We start from the raw sequence: 21,284 nt of genomic DNA on the forward strand, positions 1-21,284 counted from the left end.
TTTAAAATTATATGTATCCATATAGAATTATTAACATAACATAACAAGATTATACCTTGCTATAAAAGTTTAATTAAAATAAAAAAAAGGCTAAAATACAGTGAAAAAGGTGAAAAAAAAGGAAAAAGAGCAGGAATACTTTGAAAAACATAGAAATACTTTAGAATGCTATTGAAATTGGTATGGAGAGGGGTGGATAAACAAGTGAGAGTAAGGGTTTAAGAAGAGTCAAGAATGTAAAATGGATAATGATAATTTTTAATGAATAAAATTACTAAAATATATAATATGGGTATGTAAGTAAATAAAGTTAATAAATAAAATATAAATAGTAAATAAATAAAGAAAAATAGAGAGGAAAAAATAATGATAAAAATAGTTGTTCTCTTATAAATATAAAAATCGATACTGAAAATAAGTTAATTGAATATTAACATAATATTATGCATTATGTTTGAAAAGTTGATAAAATCTTCTTAGAATTTTATCAACTAAAAAAAACAAAAATAAATAAATAGTAATATTACTATAAAGAGAGCTGTTAAAGTTACAAATTTAAAAAGGAAAGTTCCGCCAAAGAGTGAATGATGAATTCTTCGTGGATGATAAATACTAAAATTAAATAAAGGCATTCTGAAATTTTGTGCACTGCCAATTGAAGTGGTATTAGTAGTATTATAATAAGTTTCGGTCTGAGTATGAGAAGGAGACTTAAAATTATTAGGTTGATATGTAGATTTAAAAAAGTAAAATAATCCAAATGAAATTATTAAAACTATAAGAAAATTAAGTAATAATGACATTGGTCGATTCATTAATTATCCACCTCCTTTGATAGTGTATATTTAAATAAATATTAATTAATTATAATTATAAAGGAAATAAAGGATATTAAAATGAATAAAAACGTTATCAAACAAAAGTTGTAGAAAAAATTACAAAATATTAATAAAAAAAGGCCTGTTTGTCTTAAAATTTTAACTTTTTATCTTTAAAAAGTTAGTACAATGATTAGGAAGACGGAATTATCTTGTGGAGGGGAAAATAATGCACAGATACAAAAGAAAAAGAAAAAAAGGTAATATTAGATTGGTAATAGCAATTCTAATAGTGGTAGTTATCATTGTAGGGGGAGTAGTATATTTTGCTAGTAAAAATAAAACAGTTCAAGCAAAAGAAAACAGTTCTACTGTAAGTAAAACTACAGAACAATCAATTAATAGTAGTAATAATAAGGAAGATAGTAGTAAAAATACGAATACAGATGTAGCAAAAAATAAATTTGGTTATCCAGAGAATGGAGATAATATTATAGCATCAGCTAAATCTTATGCAGTTCCAGCAAATCAAGTATTTGATATGATAGAAACTAAAAATAAGGTTAATAATGAGAAAGAAGTATTCTTAACATTTGATGATGGACCAAGTGAAAATACACCACAAATTTTAAATATATTAAATAAGTATGGTGTACATGCAACATTTTTTGCAATGGGAAATAATTTAAACTCAGAGGCAAATAGAGGTTACTTGAAAGAAGCTTATAATGACGGAAATGCTATAGGAAACCATACATATTCACATAATTTCAAAAAATTATATCCAGGAAATAATGTAAATGTAGATGTATTTATGAAAGAAATAGCACAAACTGATGATATGATGAGAAATATTCTAGGAAGTAATTTCAATACTAGAGTTATAAGAATGCCAGGAGGATATATGTCTAGAGCATATTATCATGATAAAAATTTAAATGCTTTAAATGAAGCCTTTAAAGAAACTGGAATAGTTTCAATAGACTGGGATGCTGAAACAGGAGATGCAACAGGAAATAACTTACCAGTAAATAAGCTTGTAAGTACAGCTATAAAAGAATCAACAAATGAAAATCATGTTATATTATTAATGCATGATGCTGCAGCTAAGAAAACAACTGTTGAAGCATTACCACAGGTAATTCAGTGGTATAAGGATCATGGATATAGCTTTAAAGTTATTGAAAATTCACCTATGCAATAAAATAAAGAAAGATAGAAAACTAGGTTTTCTATCTTTTTTTATTTATAATAAATCCAAAAGGAACTAAAAATAGTTCCTTATTATTTTGTCATTTTTGAATTTTCCCAAGCCTTAACGAATTCTTCTAAGATATTGTGTAGAATATTACCAATCTTAGAGTAAGAATTATCATCTAAATTAGCTAAAGATATTCTTATTGACCATTCAGGCCCTTGGAATCCACTACCGCTTAAAAGAACTATTGATGATTCTTCGGCAAGACGATAAAGGATGTGAGATGGCTTATGATACTTTTGAAGGTAAGTTGCAAACTCAGCACCATAATATTTATTAGCCCATTCTAAAAGGTCAAATTGAGTATAATAAGCTGCATCATACTTATCTTCTGGTAAAACTAAATCTAAACCTTCAAAAAGTAATTTTTTTCTGTGATGACAAATATCCATTGTTTTATTTTTATATCTATTATTTTTATCTAATACTGCAAACATACAGAAAAATGCCATTTGGACTTGTTGTGGAGTAGAAAGACCAGCAGTATGATTTAAAGCTACCTGTCTACTATCGGCAACGATTCTATCGATAAATGGAACTGTTGAAGGATCTTTACACATATCTCCATATCGTCTATTAAGAGTATTTTTATGTTCAATTGGTAATTCTCTTATAAGTTTATCTAAAATATTATTTTCGTGTAAGGCTATAGTTCCAAGTCTCCAACCTGTTACACCAAAATATTTAGAGAAAGAGTACACTCCAATAGTGTTATATGGAAGATCATTCATTAAGGAACGGAAATCTTTAACAAAAGTACCGTAAACATCATCAGAAATTATTATTAAATTTGGATTGTGATCATTCACTATAGAAACTATATGATTTCTACATCTATCACTAATTGAGATAGATGGTGGATTACTTGGATTTACAATAAATAATGCTTTAATAGTTGGATCTTTAAGTTTATCTAACTCTTCTTTTGGGTATTGCCAAGTATGTTCACCTTTTCTACTTTCACTTGCATTTATTGTAACTACTTTTAAGTTGTAGTTAGGTAAAATAGGAATTTCTAAATATGGTGTAAAAATAGGAGTCATAATTGCAATGGTATCACCCTCATTTAAAATATGATTAACTTTAAGGGAATCAAAAAGATAGCACATTGCAGCAGTTGCTCCTTCAACTGCATAAATATTAAATTTATCGTCTGGATTGCTTCTGTATTTCATTTCTTGAACAAGATAGTCATGAACTATCTCTTCTATATGGTGAAGCATTCTATCAGGAAATGGATAGTTATCTCCAATTATTCCATCTGCTAATTCAAAAACCCAATCATCAGGATTAAAGTTTTTTTGTTCGACACCATAATGAATCATTTCCTTTAGTAAATCAATTCCAGGTAGAGTAGGGTTTTCAGTTGCAAAATCTAAAAATCTTTCATAGATACCTTCTTTTGTTGGCATTCCAGCTAAATCCCAGTTTTGCCAAGTTCTTTGAGTTTCATTAACAGCAAATTGCCCAAAAGTGAAAAAGGCTTGACGAGGAGTAGCACATGTCCAGTTAGGGTTACCTCTTCCAGCATCTAAAAGAGTACGTGCTCCTTTTTCCTCTGTGGCAAGGCCTATAAGTTTATTTTTAAATTCAAAGGGACTTATCTTCCCATATATTTTTTCAATTTCTTCACGTTGAATATTTCTATCCATAAGTTCATACCTCCGAAAGTCTATATAAATATAGACATTTTTTTAATAAGCATAAGATAAATTATACTATATATTTCCTTATTAAAATAAAACAAAACTTTATAATAGTGTTAATTTTTTTAGGCTATTTTATTACATGAAAATAAAAAAACTACTTCCAGATTAGGAAGTAGTTTTAAATTTTCTATTTATTAGCTAAAATATTGGCTATATCGTTATTATTATAAGGAGAGTTAGGGAATTGGTTTTGTAACTCTTGAGCATATTGTTGAGCTTCCTTAACATGACCTTGTGAATAATAGTATTTAGCTAAGATATAAAGACATCCCGAATTATAAATATTTGCATTAGGGAAATTCTTTAAATATAGTTTATAGTATTCAACAGCCTTATCGTGATTATCAAGACCAGAATAAGAAGCACCTATATAATAAGTTAAATGAGGTGCTAAGTAATTACCATTAGCATATTTTAATCCTTTAGTAAATAAATCTACAGCTTGGCTATACTGTTTATTATTATAAGCAGTCATACCTTGATTATAGAAATACTCAATTCCGTTATCTTGCATTGCTTGAAGACCGGCTTGATATTCAGCAGATTCTGCTTGTGGAACTTCATTTTGAGGTGCTTTATCTAATAATGTATAAATCTCATTATAATTTTGAGAATTTATTGCATTTTTCATATCACTATTAAAAGAGTTCCAATCAATCTTTGGGGCTTCAGGAGCTGGTTTAGTAGCTTCAGTTTTTGGCTTAGATGATGTAGAAGAGGATGATTTATAGATTAAAACACCAGCAGCTACAACAACTATAACGGCTACGATAACAGCAATTATCTTTTTGTTAAAGGTATTTTTTCTGTTAACGGATGAAGAGCGTCTGTTTGCAACGGAAATTTTCTCAAATTGAGTATTTTCAGCTTGAGAATCTTCTTTTTTAGCATCTGTAGAATTGGAAACAGAAGGTTCTTCCTTTTTAACTTCTTTAGGCTCAGAAACTTTAATAGGTTCTGAAACAGAAGCTTTTTCCTTTTTAACTTCTTTAGGCTCAGAAACTTTAACAGGTTCTGAAACAGAAGTTTTTTCTTTTTTAACTTCTTTAGGCTCAGAAGCTTTAACAGGTTCTGAAATAGAAGGTTTTTCCTTTTTAACTTCTTTAGGCTCAGAAACTTTAACAGGTTCTGAAACAGAAGTTTTTTCCTCTTTAACTTTTTTAGGCTCAGAAACTTTTACAGATTCAGAAACAGATGGTTCTTCCTTTTTAACCTCTTTAGATTCTGAAACTAAAGGTTCTTTGTTTATTTCTACAACTTCAGGAGTAGTTGATTCCTTCGGTGCAATTTTTTCTTTAGTTTGTAATGATTCATTTAATTCTTCTTTAATAGGTTTAGCTTTAACTTCATTTATTTCTGTATTTTTTTCAGTTATAGAATCAGATTTATTAGATGATTCTGTTTTGGTAGTGTCTACAGTTGCATTAGCATCGTCTTTAACGTTCTTATTGTCTTTTTTAGTAGATTCCTTGTAGGCATCTATAACAAGTCGTCTATATTCTTCATTTTCAGAATATATACTTGTATAACTTAGTGCCATTTGTTTAACATTTGTGTCTAAACTATCCAAATGTCTTTGTGCTAAAGCATTTTTGTTATATTCAGCATTAATTTTCCAAGTTATTATAGCATCATCAATTCTATCAGACTTGTAAAGAATTTCACCTTCAAGAGTTAATGCTTCTTCATTATTATATTCTTTATTTAAAACTTTACTGCAAAGCTTTAAAGCTTCTTTATATTTACCATTTTCAAAATATTCAAATGCTTTTTGTAATTTTTTATTCGAAAATTCCATATTTCCTCCTTAGTGTTAAAGACTTATTATTTTACCTATTATTTTTATCCTATATAGTTTAATACTTTTTTATTAAAAATTTCTTTCATAAAAATTTCTTAATAAAAAAATAATAAATTATAAATAGAGATATGTAAAGAAAATATCTCTATTTGCAAAAAAACATGACTTTAATAACAAAACAATATGTTTATTAAGCATGAATTAATCAATTAGTTAAAGCTTTATATTGAATAGTAACATAAAAATATGAATAAAATATGAATTAAAAATAAGGGGAAAATATGTTTAAAATATAGAAGAAGTAAAAAAATTATGCTATAATCAATATGTTATTCTTTAATACATGGAGGATTAATTAAATGAAACACATAAAAACTATAAACAAAACAAATATAAAGAACAGCTTAAAGAAGCCAGGTTGCAAAGAGTGCGCTAACTCATGTCAATCAGCTTGTAAAACTTCATGCACAGTTGCTAACTTAGAGTGTGAAGCTTAGAAATTTAGCAGTAACTTTTTAAGTTACTGCTTATTTTAAGAAATTGTTTTGATTATAAGTTAATTAGTCAACTCTATACGAACAATTTAATATATATAGTTTTTTAAAGATATAGGAGGAGTTTAATAATGTCATTAATTCATAAATTTAAACAAGGTGGAAATAACTTTGTTTTAGACGTTAATACTGGAGCAGTTCATGTTGTAGACGGATTAGTTTACGATATTATAGAAGATAAAGGTTTAGAAGCTAAGGAAATAGTTTTAGAAAAACTTAATGGAAAATATCCACAAGAAGAAATAAGCGAAGCTTATGATGAAGTAAAAGAATTAGTAAAAGACGGAATACTATATTCAATGGATATGTATGAAGATATAGCTCATAGCTCTATGGATGATAGAGATTACATAAAAGCTGTTTGTTTAAACATTATCCACTCATGTAACTTAAGATGTAAATATTGTTTTGCAGATGAAGGAGAATATAACGGACATAAAGGTGTTATGGATTTAGAAACTGCAAAAAAAGCATTAGAATATGTAGTTAAGAGAAGTGGTCCTAGAAGAAATATTGAAATAGATCTTTTTGGTGGAGAACCAACAATGATTTGGGATACTGTAAAAGAAATAATAGCATATGCTAGAGAACATGAAGCAGAATGGAAGAAAAACATTAGATTTACAATGACAACTAATGCAACTCTTTTAAATGATGAAATGATGGATTATATTGATAAAGAAATGGGAAATATAATTCTTTCATTAGATGGTAGACCAGAAGTAAATGATAAAGTAAGAATTACTTTTGATGGTAAGGGATCACATGATAAAATCCTTCCAAATATTAAAAAAATGGTTGATAAAAGAGATAAGAGCAAACATCATTGTGTAAGAGGAACTTTTACAGCTCAAAACTTAGATTTCTTTGAAGATGCTATGTATATGGCAGAACAAGGATTTAAAGAAATTTCTATAGAGCCAGTTGTTCTTGAAAAAGGACATCCACTTGCTTTAAAAGAAGAACATTTAGGAAGAATTTTTGAAAACTACGATAAGTTATTTGATGAAATGGCAAGAAGAAAGAGAGAAGGGGATGAATTCAACTTCTATCACTTCAATATAGATTTACAAGGTGGACCTTGTGTTTATAAAAGAATATCAGGATGTGGAGCTGGATTTGAATATGTAGCTATAACACCTCAAGGGGATGTATACCCATGTCATCAATTTGTAGGAAAAGAAGAATTTAAATTAGGAAGCATTTTTGAGGATAGCTATGATGCTGAAATGGGAAAAATGTTTAAAAAGGCACATATTTACAATAAACCAACTTGTAAAGATTGTTGGGCAAGATTCTACTGTAGTGGAGGATGTCAATCAAATAACTTTGCATTTAATGGAGATATTAAAAAGCCATATGAAGTTGGATGTAAAATGCAAAAGAAGAGAATTGAATGTGCAATTGCATTAAAGGCTGTTGAATAAAAAAAAATTTATAGTATATAATTTAGGTGAAGCTTCTAAGGCTTCACCTATTTTTATTATGAAGGAGAAAATTTATGAAAGAACATGTTTTTTCAAATGGATTAAAATTAATATATATAGAAAGAGAATCAAACCTTACATCAGTTTGTATATCCATAGATGGAGGAGCTGATATGGAAGAAGATATTTACGGATTAGCTCATGCAACAGAACATATGGTGTACAAAGGAACTAAAAATAGAAGTGAAAATAAAATAAATAGTGATTTAAGTGCAGTATTTGGATTTAATAATGCAATGACAAATTATCCATATGTAATTTATTATGGAACACTTTTAGAGGAAGATTTATCAAAAGGATTAGATATATTAGGAGATGTAATTATAAATCCTATTTTCCCTGAAAAAGGGTTTGAAGAAGAGATTAAGGTTATAAAAGAAGAATTAGAAGAATGGGATGAGGAATTAGAACAATTTACAGAGGATAAGCAATTTTTCAATACATTTGAGAGAAGAAGAATTAAATATCCAATCATAGGGAGAAAAGAAGATTTAGAGAACATAACACTAAAAGATATAAAGAATTTTTATAATAGCTTTTATTTTCCAGGGAATTCTAGTATAGCAGTAGTTAGTGGTATGGATTTTGATGAAGTAAAATTCAATGTTTGGAAAGTATTTAGAGAGTGGGAAGAAAAGAAAGATATAGTTAAAAAACATGAAGAATATGATGACTTTAAAGAGGGGATTTATAAAGATTATAGAGATGGAATAGCAAACTCTAAAATTCAATTTATTTTCCCAATTGAGAAATTAAATGATGATGAAATAAAAGGGTTAAGAATTTTTAATGAGTTATTTAGTAATGGAATTAACTCAATACTTTATAATAGATTAAGAACAGAAAATGGATTAATCTATGATGTTATTCCTAAAATTGCATATGAAAAGGGAATAAAATTATATAAAATAACACTAGGAACAGCTAATGCGAATGTGAATAATGTTATAGAAATAGTAAATGAATCTATTAGAGAATTAACAGAGATAATAGATAAATTGGAAAAAGAAGAGATAGAAAATTTAAAGAAAGCATTTAAATTGAAAAGATTATTTAGAGAAGAACAAGGGATTATTTTAGCAAAAGAATTAGGAACTTATGATACTATGTATGAAAGCTATAAGGTATATTTAAATGAAGATATCCATTTAGACTATATAGATAAAGAGTATTTAAAAGATTTGACTAAAAAACTTTTTAGCAAAAAAAGTATTCAAGTGATATCTAATAAAAGATAAGGGGAATTTATATGAATGGAAGAATACCGATACTTGAAGAGATTATAAAATATAATAAAGAAGATAATTTGATTCTTTCTATGCCAGGAAATAAATGTGGAAAAGGTTTTTCAAAAGATTATATAGGAAGAGAATTTTTAGAAAAGATGGGGTATCTAGATATAACAGAAGTAGAGCCTTTAGATAACTTACATCATCCACAAGGAATAATAAAAGAGAGTATAGAGCTTTTAAGAAAATATTATGATGCATACAAGGCGTATTTTCTTGTTAATGGAAGCACAGAAGGAAATTTAATAAGTATATTCTCAGCATTTGAAGAAGGAGATCATGTTTTAATAGAACGAAATTGTCATAAATCTATATATAATGCATTAATATTAAAAAAATTAAAAGTATCCTATATAAAAGGAAGAATTGATAAAGAAAAAGATATCTTTTTACCACCAACTAAAAAGGATATAGAAGAAGCGATAGATAAGAATAAAGATGTAAAAGGTATAATTTTAACATATCCTAATTATTTTGGCGTATGTTACGATATAAAAGATTTAATATTAGAATTAAAAAATAAAAAAATAAAAACTATTATAGATTCAGCTCATGGAGCACACTTTAATTGTAGTGAAAGTCTACCAAAAAGTTTAACATCGGTAGCAGATTATGTTATTTTAAGTGCGCATAAAACAATTCCATCTCTTACTCAAGGTGCATATTTGATTGTAAATGAGAAAAATTCTAAGGTAGATTTTTATTTTAATGCATTAACATCTACATCACCATCTTATTTATTATTAGCATCATTAGATTATGGAAGATATTATATGGAAGTATATGGAGAAAAAGACTATGAAGAATTAATACATAGATGTGAAAAGTGGAAATCTAAAATAGAAAAACTTAGAGGTATTCATATTTATGGTGAAGAGGATTTAAAAGATGGATATTTAATAGATAAAACACGATATACAATATTTTTAAAAAAAGAATATTCAGGAGAATTACTTTTAGAATATTTAAGAAAAGAAAAAATACAGTGTGAGATGAGTTTTAGTAGAGGGGTAGTTTTATTATTTTCGACATTTCATAAAGATGAAGAATTTGAAAAAGTGTATAAAGCATTAGAAAAATTAAATTTAGAGGATATTAAACAAAAGGTAAGTTCTAAAAGTAGATTTATTCAGGAGATACCAAATAAAAAGTATGAACCGTTTGAAATGTTAGATAAAGAATATATTGAAGTAGAAATTAATGAAAAATTAGTCTCAAAAATTACTAAAGAACATATTGTACCATATCCGCCAGGAATTCCATTGCTTTGCCCTGGAGAAGAGGTAACAGAGGAAATAATTGAAATAATACTGGCTTATTTAGATGAGAAAAGGGATATTATAGGAATAGAAAATAGAAAAATTAAAATAATAGGTAATTAATAGGAAACATAAAGGTGGAAAATTCATATATTGTATTATATAAAATGAACTTATGAGGATAAAAGGAGATATGATATATGAATAAAAAGGGATCTTGCTCAAAAAAACAATCTTGTGATAAAAACGAATGTTGTAAACTTGGAAAATATACAGAAGAATTAATTGCATGTTCTATGAGAATGCAATTAGTTATAGCTAGAAAATTAGAAGAAGCAAAAGTGTATGAAACAAAAGCAAATGAAACATTAGTAAGAGCAAAAGCATTAAAATGTAAAGCAGATAGTTTATTAGAAGAAGCAGAAGAAATAAACGAACAATTAAAACCAATTTTAAGAAAAATCAGTATGTTAACTGGAAAAACAATTGAATGTTATAAAGAAGATTGTGGTATATGGGATAACTGCGAATATTGTTGTGATGAATGCTGTAATTGTGAATGCAAAAAAGAACATCACCATCACCATCATGAAGATGGCTGTGAAAAAAGAGAATGTTCAGAATCTTTTGAGTCGGAATTTGGTTATAGTATGAATGTTGATGAATATATGCAATTAGACCAAGAAGATGGAAGAAGATATTGGGATAATTAGTAAAAGATAGAGGGTGTAAGTTTTTACATCCCTCTATCTTTTATTTTATATAAGTATAAAAAATAAATTCTTTACTAATAATAAAAATTGATTATTACTAGATAAAGGAGAACATAAATGAAAGAAAAAATGTTTTGTTATCAATGTGAACAAAGAAAAAAAGGAAAAGCTTGCACTACACTAGGTGAATGTGGAAAAACACCAGATATAGCAGCACTTCAAGATCTTATAATATATCAATTAAAAGGAATAGGAACATATGCTAATGAGGTTTTTAGAAAAGGTGGAGAAGTAGATGAATATGTGATTAGAGAAGTTGAAGAAGCACTTTTTATGACAATGACAGAGAAAAAATTAAATATTGAGAAATATGTCCATAAATTAAAAAAACTTCAAGAAGTAAAGGAGTTAATTAAAAAGGAAAGTGGAAAATCAACAAAAGAAGAATGTCTCTATAAATTAAGTGAAACAAAGGATGAAATGATAAATGATGGAAAAGAGGCTTGTATATTATGTGATAATGAAAAAAATGAAGATATTAGATCTTTAAAGGAAACAGTTAAATATGGATTGAAAGGTATATCATGGTATGGGAATAAAGCGAGACAATTAGGAAAAAAGGATAATGAAGTAGATAGATTTTATACTGAAGCATTAGATTATATAAGTGATAGAAATATAAGTTATGGAGAACTTCTAGAGTTATTCTTTAAAGTGGGAGAAATGGGAATAAGGGTAATGGAGTTGTTTGCTGAAAAAAATAAAGAGACATTTTTGGATGAAGTTAGAAAAAAAGAGAGAATAGAAGAGGAAAGAGATGAAACTTGGCAAATTATTAAAAGATTGGTCCAAGAAATAAATGAAGAAAAAAAATATTTGATTATACTATGTGGAAATGAAAAAGGATTAAAGAGATATTTAAAGACAGTGAATGAAGTCCCAACAAATTGTATAATATTAACATCGACTTCTATAGAAACTGAGTTAAAAAGTTTAAATTTAGACAGAAATTTAGAAATTTTAAATTTAGGAGAATGGGATAGAACATATTTAATAATCCAAATAATGAAGAAGTTAAAAGAAGAAGTTAAAGGGAATAATATATTTTCATCTATAGTATTTTCTTGGCATGACGAAAAAGATATTATGGAATTATTAGCATTATTATATTCTGGAATGAAAAATATAAAACTTGGACCGAGTTTACCATCATTTTTCTCGAAAAATGTTCTAAATAATTTATGGAGTAATTATGGATTAGAAGAGATATGAATATTTAAAAGTTATATAAAAAGTAAATTTTATATAAAGTTAAAGAATAGGGGAATACCCTATTCTTTTAAAGTTTACTTACGAAAATCAATTTTTGAAACTACATTTAAGTTCCACTTATGAGCAAGTGATATGGCTTTATTTAAGCCTGCATCACCTAAAGCATTAGGTTCATGTGCATCAGCTGAAATTAAGACTCTAAGGTTTAAAAAAGAAACTTTTTCCCAAAATCTTTTATCAGGGTATGGATATCTATTACCATCTAAAAAATGATGAATTCCACGACGTACTCCATTAGCGTTGAATTCTAAAATTGTATTAGTTCTTTTAGCAGCTTCTAAGATAATATCAGTAGCAAGCAAACCATTAGCATCTAATTCAAAAGGATTTAAAAATACTAAATCAGGATGGGCTAAAAAAGAAAAATAGCCTGTATTTAAAGCTTCTTTAATAGAAAGTGCATAATCTATATAGGGCTTAGTTTCTGTTAATTCAAAATTATTTATAAAACCACCTTCATTAGGAGTTAAATGTTGTCCTAAGGCTAGATAATCAAATTTATTTAGAAGTTCTTTGTAATAAGAATCCATCTCCTTATCATATTCAATTTCTAAGCCGATTAAAATTTCAATTTTATCCTTATATTTTTCACGAAGAGTATTTATTGAATTATAATACTCATCTAATTCTTCATACTGCATTCTAAGACCAAATCTATTATCAGGATATGGACCATGATCGCTAAAACCTAAAGTCTTATATCCAAGTTTAATAGCAGTTAATATGTATTCTTCATCAGAACCTTCTGCATGTAGACAACGAGTAGTATGAGTATGAAAATTAGTTTTTAACATAAAAACACTTCCTTTTTATAAATTTATCTAAGTATATGGTATCATAAAAAAGAAAAAATTATATAAAACTATTGAATTTATTTTTAGATAAGAATATAATATAGAAAAATAAAAATGATAAAAATAATGATAAAAATAATGATTAGAAGGAGTAAAAAATAAATTTATTATAGAGAGTTAACGGTAGGTGAAAGTTAATATAAATTATTTTTGAAGGCAGTCTATGAATTTTTTTACGAGAACTTAAGAGAATTCTTAAATTAAGTAAAAACCATGACCAAAGGTTAAATTGGCTAATGAGAGAAGAAAATTCTTCTAAATTAGGGTGGTACCACGAAAAATTCGTCCCTTTCTTATAGATAGAAAGGGATTTTTTTATTAAAAAATATAATAATAAAGGAGAGAAGGTTATGGAAGAAATATTAGAAATATTAGAAAAAAACAGTAGGTATACGGATAAAGAAATAGCAGTAATGGCAGGAAAAACTGTAGAAGAGGTTAGAGATGCAATTAGAGATTATGAAGAAAAAAATATAATTGCAGGATATACAACACTTATAAATTGGGAAAATACAGGAACAGAAACTGTAACAGCATTAATAGAAGTTAAGATAACCCCTCAAAGAGGACAAGGGTTTGATAAAGTTGCAGAAAGAATATATAAATTCTCACAAGTTAAAGCTTGTTATTTAATGTCATCAGGTGGCTTTGATTTAACAGTTATAATTGAAGGGAAAACTATGAAAGAAGTTGCTATGTTTGTATCAGAAAAATTAGCAGTACAAGAGTATGTGCAAGGAACGGCAACGCATTTTATAATGAAGAAATATAAAGAACATGGAAGGGTATTTAAAGATAAACAAATAAAAGGAAGAGAGGCTATTTTTATATGATATTAGAAGATATGATTGTAGATAGAGTAAGAGAAATGCCTCCATCAGGAATAAGAAAATATTTTGATATGATAAATGAGATGGAGGATGTAATTTCTTTAGGAGTTGGTGAACCAGATTTTGTTACACCTTGGAATGTAACTGAAGCGGGCATATATTCATTAGAGAAAGGACATACTCATTATTCATCTAATGCAGGATTTATAGAGTTAAGAGAAGAAATAAGTAATTATTTAGATAGAAAATTTAATACTTATTATGATCCTAAGGATGAAATTTTAGTAACAGTTGGTGGAAGTGAAGGAATTGATTTAGCACTTAGAGCTTTAGTAAAAGAAGGTGATGAGGTTATAATTCCAGAACCGAGCTTTGTAGCTTATAAAGGATGTACAGCTTTCACAGGAGCAAAGCCTAAGATTATAAATCTTAGAGAAGAAGATAATTTTAAGTTAAAGCCTTGGCAACTTGAAGAAGCAATAACAGAAAAAACAAAAGTTTTAATCCTACCTTTTCCAAACAATCCTACTGGAGCAATAATGACAAGAGATGAGTTAAAAGAAATAGTAGATGTAGTAAAGGATAAGGATATTATAATATTATCAGATGAAATTTACGCAGAATTATCTTATGATAAGAAGCATGTATCTATAGCTTCATTTGAAGAAGTAAAAGATAAAACATTAGTTATAAATGGATTTTCTAAAGCTTATGCAATGACTGGATGGAGACTTGGATATATTTGTGGAAACAGAGTATTAATTGATGCAATGAAAAAGATACATCAATATGCAATTATGTGTTCACCAACTACAGCTCAGTATGCAGCAATAGAAGCACTTAAAAATGGTGATGATAGTGTTAATAAAATGGCACATGAATATAATAGACGAAGAAGAATATTAGTTAATGGATTTAGAGAAATGGGTCTGAGTTGTTTTGAGCCTTTAGGAGCACTATATGTTTTTCCATGTATAAAATCTACTAAAATGACTGCGGATGAATTTTGTGAAAAATTATTAATGGAAGAAAAGGTTCTAGCAGTTCCAGGAAACGCTTTTGGTGAGTGTGGAGAAGGATATATAAGAGCTTGTTATGCGGCATCAACTGAAGATCTTATAGAGGGAATAAAAAGAATAAAGAGATTTGTTCAAAAAAATACAAAATAAAAATAGAATATGGCAAAAATGGACTATTCCGTATAGTCCATTTTTTTATTATTGAAAAATATAGGCGTAGAATGTATTTATTACCCTTGAAAAAGTTAACAAATAATGTATAATATTAACTAAAAGTTAACTTAAAGGAGGAGTAAATGAATAAGGATAAAACAGATTTAGGTAAAGGAAGTATAGGGAGACTTTTATTTAGTTTAGCCCTACCAGCGATTATCGCTCAGTTAGTAAATGTTCTATATAATATAATTGATAGAATATTTATAGGTAGGATGCCAGCGGGAGAGCTTGCAATAGCAGGGGTTGGAGTAGCATTTCCAATTTTAATGATAGTATCGGCATTTAGTGCTTTAATAGGAATGGGAGCAGCACCTCTTGCAGCAATAAAAATGGGAGAGAAAGATAATGATGGAGCAGAAAAAATAATGAGCAACAGTTTTTCTAGTTTGATTATAGTAGGCATTATTTTGACTGTAGGATTTTTAATCTTTAAGACACCGATTCTTAGAGCTTTTGGTGCAACAAATGAAACAATTTTTTATGCAGAAAGTTATTTAAGTATATATTTATTAGGAACGATTTGTGTTCAAATAGCTCTTGGAATGAATACATTTATAACAACTCAGGGATTTGCTAAAATAGCAATGACAACTGTAATGATAGGAGCAATAATAAATATAATTTTAGATCCTATATTTATTTTTGGATTAAATATGGGAGTTAAAGGAGCAGCATTTGCAACTGTAATAGGACAGACTGTATCAGCAATTTGGGTATTAAAATTTCTATTTGGGAAAAAAAGTATTTTAAAGATAAGGAAAAAATATTTAAAACCAGAAATGAAAATTATGTTAGGTGTTATGGCATTAGGGATATCACCATTTATAATGCAAGCTACAGAAAGCTTAGTTATAATTACAATGAATAACCAGTTACTTAAATATGGTGGTAATTTGTCAGTTAGTGCTATGACTATCATGAGTAGTATTATGCAAATAATAATACTACCAGTAATGGGACTTACACAAGGAGCACAACCTATTATTAGTTATAACTATGGAGCAAAAAATATAGATAGAGTAAAAAAATGTTTTAAACTTCTTTTAGTATGTAGTGTAATGTATACAGGTATTATGTGGGCTGTTGCAATGCTAAATCCAGAAATATTTGTAAGAATATTTAATACGAATCCAGAACTTATAAAAATTACATCATGGTCTATGAATATTTTCTTTGCTGGAATATTTATCTTTGGAGCTCAGATGGCATGTCAACAAACTTTTCTAGCTCTTGGACAAGCTAAAATTTCATTGATTTTAGCACTTTTAAGAAAAATGGTTTTATTAGTTCCATTAGCATTAATTTTACCAAAATTCTTTGAAAATAAATTAATGGGTGTTTTATGTGCAGAACCGATTTCAGATATAGTAGCAGCAACAACCACCATAATTTGTTTTATTATTTTCTATAAAAAGACTTTAAGTAAAATGGTAATAGAAGAAAAGATAGAGGAAAAGGAATTAATAGATAATTAAAAATAATAAAATAAAATTTTAAGATGGGATTATCTAAAGATAGTCCCATTTATAAAATTTTTAATAGAAAAGTAACAATAAAAAAACTACTTAGAGAGTAGAAGATAGGTTTACTTTAATAAGGGAATATGACATAATAAATAATATTGAAAAATGATGATAACAATACGAGGTGTAGTAATGAAAATTGGATTTGACCACAAAAAATATTTAGAAGAACAGTCAAAGTATATCTTAGAGAGAGTAAATAACTATGATAAACTTTATTTAGAGTTTGGAGGGAAATTATTATTTGACCTTCATGCAAAAAGAGTTTTACCAGGATTTGATGAAAATGCAAAAATAAAATTATTACATAAATTAAGAGAAAAAGTAGAAATAATAATTTGTGTTTATGCTGGAGATATTGAAAGAAATAAAATAAGAGGCGATTTTGGAATAACTTATGATGTAGATGTTTTAAGATTAATAGATGATTTAAGAAGCTATAATCTAGAAGTTAATAGTGTAGTAATAACAAGATATAATGGGCAACCAGCAGCTAATATGTTTATAAACAAGCTTGAAAGAAGAGGAATAAAAGTTTATAAACATAGTGCAACTAAAGGATATCCTACAGATGTTGATACTATAGTAAGTGATGAAGGATATGGAAAAAATCCATATATAGAAACAACTAAGCCAATAGTTGTAGTTACAGCACCAGGACCAGGAAGTGGAAAGCTTGCAACTTGTCTAAGTCAATTATATCATGAATATAAGCATGGAAATGTTGCGGGATATTCAAAATTTGAAACATTCCCAGTATGGAACGTACCTTTAAAACATCCATTAAATATAGCATATGAAGCTGCAACAGTAGATTTAAAAGATGTTAATATGATAGATTCATTCCATTTTGATTATTATAATAAAGTTGCAGTAAATTATAATAGAGATATTGAAAGTTTTCCAGTTTTAAGAAGAATAATAGAAAAAATAAGAGGTGCTGAATCAGAATTTAAATCACCTACAGATATGGGTGTAAATAGAGTAGGTTTTGGAATTATAGATGATGAAGTAGTAAAAGAAGCATCAAGACAAGAAATTATAAGAAGATACTTTAAAACAGCATGTGAATACAAAAAAGGATATGTAGATAAAGAAACTTTTGAAAGAGCTGCATTGATTATGGAAGAACTATCTTTAAAAGAAGGAGATAGAGTTGTTGTAGGTCATGCAAGAGAAAAAGCTTTAGAACTTAAAGAAAGATTTGATTTAAATGAGCCAATTCAAGCAATTGCACTTCAAACAGAAGATGATGAAATTTTTACAGGAAGAAATACTGATGTAATAGATGCTTCAGCTGCAGTAATATTAAATGTAATAAAACATTATGCTAAGATTGATGATAAAATTCATTTAATTTCTCCAGTAATATTAGAGCCAATTATTAAATTGAAAAGAGAATCATTAGCTTATAAAACATCAGCATTAAGTAGTGAGGAAGTTTTAATGGCATTAAGTATTTCAGCGGCAACTAATCCAATGGCACAAGTTGCTTTATCAAAATTAAAAGATTTAAAAGGATCAAAAGCTCACTCTACAACAATAATTAGTAACAATGATGAACAAACTTTTAGAAAATTAGGTATAGACATAACTTGTGATCCAGAATATTTAACTAATAACTTATATTATTAAGTGTATAAAAGATGAAATTTATTAAATAGATTTCATCTTTTTTTTTATTATATAGGTTTAATTATTAATAAAATGAAACTAATATGTATTATAGGTTAATAAAAACAACAATAAGTTAAATAAAATAGATAAGTATTCAAAAAATAAAATTTAACATTTATACTAAGGAGGTGTTAATAATGTATAACATATTTGAATTTTAAGGAGTTGGAATAAATGTTTAACTTTAATCCGAAAGAAGATAAGTTTTTTGTTACATTAGTAGAGGAAGCAGATAATATACAAAAATCAGCAATTTTGCTAGAAGAGGCATTTAAAAATTTAGAGGAAAAGGAAAGAATTGCACAGAGAATAGGTGAGTTAGAACACAAGGGGGATGTTTTAGTTCATGACAGCATAATAGAATTAAATGATGCGTTTATAACACCTATAGATAGAGAAGACATTTTTAGAATGATAAAGAAAATGGATAATATTTTAGATGATATAGATTCAGCAGCAAATAGACTTATAATGTATAACATTACTAAAGTGTCTAAGGAAGCTTTAGAGTTATGTAAAATGATTATAGAAATAACAAATGAACTATTGGAATTAATGAAAGAGTTAAAGAAGATAGGTAAGAAAAACTTAATGGTAGAAAAGATAAAGGAAATAAATTCGATTGAACATAAAGGGGATAGATTGTATAGAAAAACTATCACAAATTTATTTAAAGAAACAGATCCAATAGAAATAATAAAATGGAAAGATATATATCTTATGCTAGAGAATACACTTGATAACTGCGAACAAGTAGCAGCTATTGTTGAAGGAGTTGTAATGAAACATGCATAGTGCACTTATTATAACGGGAATAATAGTTGTGTTAGCTTTAAGCTTTGATTTTATAAATGGATTTCATGATACTGCTACAGCAGTTGCAACTACTATTTCTACAAGAGCATTAAAACCTAGAACAGCAATACTTTTATGTGCAGTATTTAACTTCATCGGAGCTTTTATGGGAACTGCAGTTGCAAAAACTGTAGGGGATGATATTATAAATCATAAATATTTACCTCAATGGTGTTTAATTGGAGTTTTAGTAGCATGTATTATATGGAATATAATAACTTGGTATTTTGGAATTCCAAGTAGTTCATCTCATACTTTGATAGGGTCTTTAATTGGTGCCGGAATCGCATTTAACGGAAGTATTGATAAAATCCAATGGGGTAATGTATTTAATCATGTAGTAATATGGCTTGTATTAGGACCAGCTATAGGTTTTATTTTAGGATATATAATAATGGTGAGTATAAATTGGATATTTAAAGATGTGAAATTTGGAAAAGCAAATAAATTTTTCTTAAGAGCTGAGATATTAGGAACAGCATTTATGGCTTTAAACCATGGTGCAAATGATGCACAGAAATCTATGGGGATTATAACTATGGCACTTTTAAGTGGCGGAGTTATAAGCACTTTTGAAGTGCCTATATGGGTAATTGCAGCGTGTGCATGTGCCATGGCACTTGGAACTTCCGTAGGAGGAAAAAAAATCATAAAGACTATGGGAGATAAAATGACAAAACTTACACCATCAGGAGGATTTGCATCTCAAATAGGTGCAGCTATATCGATATTAGGAGCTACTTTTTTTGATGCGCCTGTAAGTACAACACAAGTAATGACAACTACGATTATGGGAGTAGGAGCTTCTCAAAATTTAAAATCAGTAAAATGGGGAGTTGCAAAAGAGATAATTTGGGCATGGATATTAACAATACCTTTAAGTGCTATAATTTCAGGGATTTTAATAACGGTAGTAAAATTTATAATGTAAAATAAAGTTTTTAATAATTGAGAAGGGCTGTTTATATGACAGCCCTAATTTAAAATTTAAAATTATGAAAATTCTATCTAAAAGAAAAGAAAAAATTGATAAATTGTTAAAAATAATAATAAAATGTGGAAATTATATTGAAAAAAGGATAAAATAAAAATATTCATTGCTAAATTAAGGATATAAAAAGGAGATGGAAAATGTATATAATTAATTTTATAAGAGGATTTTGTATGGCACTTGCAGATAGTGTTCCAGGAGTTTCAGGAGGAACGATAGCATTTGTATTAGGGTTTTATGATAAATTTATAAACTCACTTAATAATGTTGTAACAGGGACAAAGGAAGAAAGAAAAGAAGCAATAAAGTTTTTAATAAAACTTGGAATTGGATGGATTACAGGATTTATTCTTTCTGTATTATTTATAACATCAATATTCAATAATCATATATATGAAATAAGCTCATTATTTATAGGATTTATTGTAGTTGCAGTTCCTATAATTTGGAAAGAAGAAAAAGAATGCTTAGTAGGACATTATAAAAATATTATCTTTATGGTAATTGGAATATTAGTTGTATTCTGTATTACATATTTTAATCCAGTAAGTGGTGAAGCAGGTGTAAATGTAGCTGCTAACAACTTAAATATTGGACTAGTTGTATATGTATTTATAGCAGCAATGGTAGCTATTTCAGCAATGGTGCTTCCAGGAATATCAGGATCGACTATTCTTTTAATATTTGGATTATATGCACCGATTTTAGGCGCAATAAAAGGTGTATTAAAAATGCAATTTCAATACATGCCAATAGTAATTATTTTTGGTATTGGTGTATTAACAGGAATAGCTGTTACCATAAGAGGAGTAAAATATTTATTAGCTAATTTTAGATCTGCAACAACATATTGTATATTAGGACTTATGATAGGATCTATTTATGCAGTAATAATGGGACCAACATCAGCAGAAGTTCCAAGTGCGGCTATGTCATTTAGCACATTTAGTCCAATATTCTTTATATTAGGTGGAGCTTTAATAGTTGGACTTGAAAGATTTAAAATAATTCTTGAAAAGAAAAGTAAATAGAAAAAAGGATTGTCTAAAGTGGACCCTATGTCAAGGACACAGTAAAAAAAGTTATGAAGCTAGTAAAA

Annotated in this window: 17 protein-coding genes and 1 other annotated feature; of the genes, 14 read left to right on the top strand and 3 right to left on the bottom strand. The window is 27.7% G+C overall.

The features are described from left to right. Positions 1-1,047 precede the first annotated feature (1,047 nt). Complete coding sequence (locus tag Q0W06_RS07295) at positions 1,048-2,022, top strand: polysaccharide deacetylase family protein (protein WP_297633343.1); 975 nt, start codon at positions 1,048-1,050, stop codon at positions 2,020-2,022. Between the two features lie 80 nt (positions 2,023-2,102). On the opposite strand, the gene aspD is transcribed toward Q0W06_RS07295, so the two are convergent. Then, complete coding sequence (gene aspD, locus Q0W06_RS07300; RefSeq protein WP_297633345.1) at positions 2,103-3,728, bottom strand: aspartate 4-decarboxylase; 1,626 nt, start codon at positions 3,726-3,728, stop codon at positions 2,103-2,105. 184 nt (positions 3,729-3,912) lie between these two features. Beyond that, positions 3,913-5,583, bottom strand: coding sequence for a tetratricopeptide repeat protein (locus tag Q0W06_RS07305; RefSeq protein WP_297633347.1), 1,671 nt, complete (start codon positions 5,581-5,583; stop codon positions 3,913-3,915). Between the two features lie 362 nt (positions 5,584-5,945). On the opposite strand from Q0W06_RS07305, the gene scfA reads away from it, so the two are divergent. From scfA to Q0W06_RS07335, 6 genes are all read left to right on the top strand, one after another. Continuing rightward, positions 5,946-6,083: a six-cysteine ranthipeptide SCIFF gene (scfA, locus tag Q0W06_RS07310; RefSeq protein ID WP_002598118.1), complete on the top strand. Its 138-nt coding sequence runs from the start codon at positions 5,946-5,948 to the stop codon at positions 6,081-6,083. Between the two features lie 128 nt (positions 6,084-6,211). Continuing rightward, the gene (scfB, locus tag Q0W06_RS07315) at positions 6,212-7,567 is read left to right on the top strand and encodes a thioether cross-link-forming SCIFF peptide maturase (RefSeq protein WP_297633350.1); all 1,356 of its coding nucleotides are present in this window, start codon (positions 6,212-6,214) and stop codon (positions 7,565-7,567) included. A gap of 74 nt (positions 7,568-7,641) precedes the next feature. After that, the gene (locus tag Q0W06_RS07320) at positions 7,642-8,865 is read left to right on the top strand and encodes a pitrilysin family protein (protein WP_297633352.1); all 1,224 of its coding nucleotides are present in this window, start codon (positions 7,642-7,644) and stop codon (positions 8,863-8,865) included. Between the two features lie 11 nt (positions 8,866-8,876). Continuing rightward, the gene (locus Q0W06_RS07325) at positions 8,877-10,298 is read left to right on the top strand and encodes an aminotransferase class I/II-fold pyridoxal phosphate-dependent enzyme (protein WP_297633354.1); all 1,422 of its coding nucleotides are present in this window, start codon (positions 8,877-8,879) and stop codon (positions 10,296-10,298) included. A gap of 77 nt (positions 10,299-10,375) precedes the next feature. Beyond that, the gene (locus Q0W06_RS07330; RefSeq protein ID WP_297633356.1) at positions 10,376-10,888 is read left to right on the top strand and encodes a hypothetical protein; all 513 of its coding nucleotides are present in this window, start codon (positions 10,376-10,378) and stop codon (positions 10,886-10,888) included. 117 nt (positions 10,889-11,005) lie between these two features. Further along, positions 11,006-12,160, top strand: coding sequence for a hypothetical protein (locus tag Q0W06_RS07335; RefSeq protein WP_297633358.1), 1,155 nt, complete (start codon positions 11,006-11,008; stop codon positions 12,158-12,160). 74 nt (positions 12,161-12,234) lie between these two features. Here the strand turns inward: Q0W06_RS07335 and Q0W06_RS07340 are convergent, their stop codons facing one another. Next, positions 12,235-13,014, bottom strand: a complete 780-nt coding sequence (locus Q0W06_RS07340) for a histidinol-phosphatase (protein WP_297633360.1) — start codon at positions 13,012-13,014, stop codon at positions 12,235-12,237. Between the two features lie 129 nt (positions 13,015-13,143). Beyond that, positions 13,144-13,367: a binding site (T-box leader), on the top strand. A gap of 57 nt (positions 13,368-13,424) precedes the next feature. Here Q0W06_RS07340 and Q0W06_RS07345 point away from each other — a divergent pair. The 7 genes from Q0W06_RS07345 (at position 13,425) to Q0W06_RS07375 (ending at position 21,216) form a co-directional block, all read left to right on the top strand. After that, on the top strand, positions 13,425-13,907 hold the full coding sequence (locus Q0W06_RS07345; RefSeq protein WP_297633362.1) for an Lrp/AsnC family transcriptional regulator: 483 nt from the start codon (positions 13,425-13,427) through the stop codon (positions 13,905-13,907). After that, positions 13,904-15,073 carry an aminotransferase class I/II-fold pyridoxal phosphate-dependent enzyme gene (locus Q0W06_RS07350; protein WP_297633364.1) on the top strand — a complete coding sequence of 390 codons (1,170 nt, stop codon included), beginning with the start codon at positions 13,904-13,906 and terminating at the stop codon, positions 15,071-15,073. Before Q0W06_RS07345 ends, Q0W06_RS07350 begins: the two co-directional genes overlap by 4 nt. Positions 15,074-15,219: 146 nt before the next feature. Beyond that, complete coding sequence (locus Q0W06_RS07355) at positions 15,220-16,614, top strand: MATE family efflux transporter (RefSeq protein WP_297633366.1); 1,395 nt, start codon at positions 15,220-15,222, stop codon at positions 16,612-16,614. A gap of 180 nt (positions 16,615-16,794) precedes the next feature. Beyond that, positions 16,795-18,297, top strand: a complete 1,503-nt coding sequence (locus Q0W06_RS07360; protein WP_297633368.1) for a DUF1846 domain-containing protein — start codon at positions 16,795-16,797, stop codon at positions 18,295-18,297. Positions 18,298-18,513: 216 nt separating this feature from the next. Continuing rightward, positions 18,514-19,134 (top strand): DUF47 family protein, encoded by a 621-nt coding sequence (locus Q0W06_RS07365; protein ID WP_297633370.1) that lies wholly within the window; start codon positions 18,514-18,516, stop codon positions 19,132-19,134. Continuing rightward, positions 19,127-20,125 (top strand): inorganic phosphate transporter, encoded by a 999-nt coding sequence (locus Q0W06_RS07370; RefSeq protein ID WP_297633372.1) that lies wholly within the window; start codon positions 19,127-19,129, stop codon positions 20,123-20,125. The genes Q0W06_RS07365 and Q0W06_RS07370 overlap by 8 nt, the downstream gene beginning before the upstream one ends. Before the next feature lie 200 nt (positions 20,126-20,325). Further along, entirely contained in the window at positions 20,326-21,216 is an 891-nt protein-coding gene (locus Q0W06_RS07375; RefSeq protein WP_297633374.1) for a DUF368 domain-containing protein, read from the top strand. Positions 21,217-21,284: the final 68 nt, after the last annotated feature.

Origin of the sequence: uncultured Clostridium sp., assembly GCF_947072515.1 — a bacterium.
Lineage (GTDB): Bacteria > Bacillota > Clostridia > Clostridiales > Clostridiaceae > Clostridium.